This window comes from Arsenicibacter rosenii (assembly GCF_001870735.1).
In the GTDB taxonomy this organism is placed as follows: domain Bacteria; phylum Bacteroidota; class Bacteroidia; order Cytophagales; family Spirosomataceae; genus Arsenicibacter; species Arsenicibacter rosenii.
This window is the reverse complement of sequence record NZ_MORL01000141.1, coordinates 1-1,397: the sequence shown is the minus strand read 5'-3', so window position 1 is coordinate 1,397 and position 1,397 is coordinate 1. Positions and strand designations below refer to the sequence as shown.

The window sequence follows — 1,397 nt, the reverse complement described above, 5'->3', positions numbered from 1 at the left end:
CAGGGCCTTCTCCCCAGGTAGATTTATTCAGTTTATCCCCCCAGGTAGGTAACAGGGCAATCACCAGACCATAGCTGGCAGCCAGATCAATGATACGGTCGACATGGGTAAAATAGGCTTCATTGGGTTTCGTCGGGTCATTATTCACCAGCGGTTTTTCGCCCGGTGCATTGGGTGTATTCAGGCCGTCCAGTTCGGCCAGCGCAACCGCCTGAATCACGGTAAAACCTTGTTCCGCCCGTCGTTTCAGGTACTTGTCGGCGTCTGCTTCGTTCAGCCGGTGGAACAGCTCCCAGGCCGTATCGCCCATCCAGAAAAACGGGGTTCCGTCCTGATGAACAAGATACCGCTGATTGGCTGATACGTTGAGCGGGCCATGCGTGAAAGGCGCCTGGGCTAACGATACCAGGCTACAAACGAAGAGTGCCACTGCGCTTAACCAACATTTCATAATTTTTTTCCGGAAGAATGACAGATAACCCTAAATGAAGCGATCGGCCGGAATCTACTCGCCGGTCCGGCAGTGCCTTGTACAATGGCAGACAGACTAAGATTCCCGGCGGTTATGAGTAATCAGCCATGCATCGAATCTTTGTCCAGTATACAGTAATCTGACCCCCCTCACGCTCAGGTATGATAATCCGGAAAATAAAGCAATGCCTTGTAAACCAGTATACTGCCGCCGGTATGTATGGCGGCTGGCTGGCCGTTTTCTTAACGGTGGCCCAATGTCCCGGGCAAACCATTCCTAAGACCGTTTCGCTGTTCGATGGCAAAACGCTGGCCGGCTGGAAAACGGTCGATCCGGCTCAGCAGAAGCAATGGTATGTGGCCGATAGCATGATTATCAGCGGCGACCGGCAACATAAAATTCCCGAAAATACCTACTTGCAGACGACCCGGGCATACGGGGATTTTGAATTCCGGTGCCTGTTCCGGCTGACCGGCGACCCGAAAACCGGCATGATCAACAGCGGTATTCAATATCGTTCGGTGATCGAAGGCACAAAAATCATCGGCTATCAGGCAGATATCGGCGATGGCTACTGGGGTGATATCTATGACGAACACCGTCGGGGTAAACTGGTTGGGGGAGATCTCAGTGTGCTGAAACGCGTGTTGAAACCCGACGGCTGGAACAGCTACATCATCCGCTGTACCGGTAAACGGCATGAACTCTATATTAACGGTGTAAAAACCTGTGATTATTTAGAGCAGGACAACAACATCCCGCAGAAAGGGGTAATCGCCGTTCAGATTCACAGCGGCGGGGCGGCGCAGGTTGAATTCCGTGACCTGACAATCACGGAATTGTAGTTTTTAATTTAATTCCGGATACTCAACGGATCGTTTCCTAACCACTCTTAACCCTTTAATCAACATGAAACTACTCTCTC

The 1,397-nt window shown here is 51.3% G+C and carries 2 protein-coding genes; one reads left to right on the top strand and one right to left on the bottom strand.

Features of this window, described 5'->3' with window-relative positions; genetic code table 11:
- The coding region (locus BLX24_RS30400; protein WP_143092932.1) for a glycoside hydrolase family 140 protein at positions 1-451 on the bottom strand (451 nt) is incomplete at its 3' end.
- A gap of 182 nt (positions 452-633) precedes the next feature.
- Between BLX24_RS30400 and BLX24_RS30395 the strand changes: the two genes are divergently transcribed.
- Positions 634-1,317, top strand: coding sequence for a 3-keto-disaccharide hydrolase (locus BLX24_RS30395; protein WP_229201931.1), 684 nt, complete (start codon positions 634-636; stop codon positions 1,315-1,317).
- Positions 1,318-1,397: the final 80 nt, after the last annotated feature.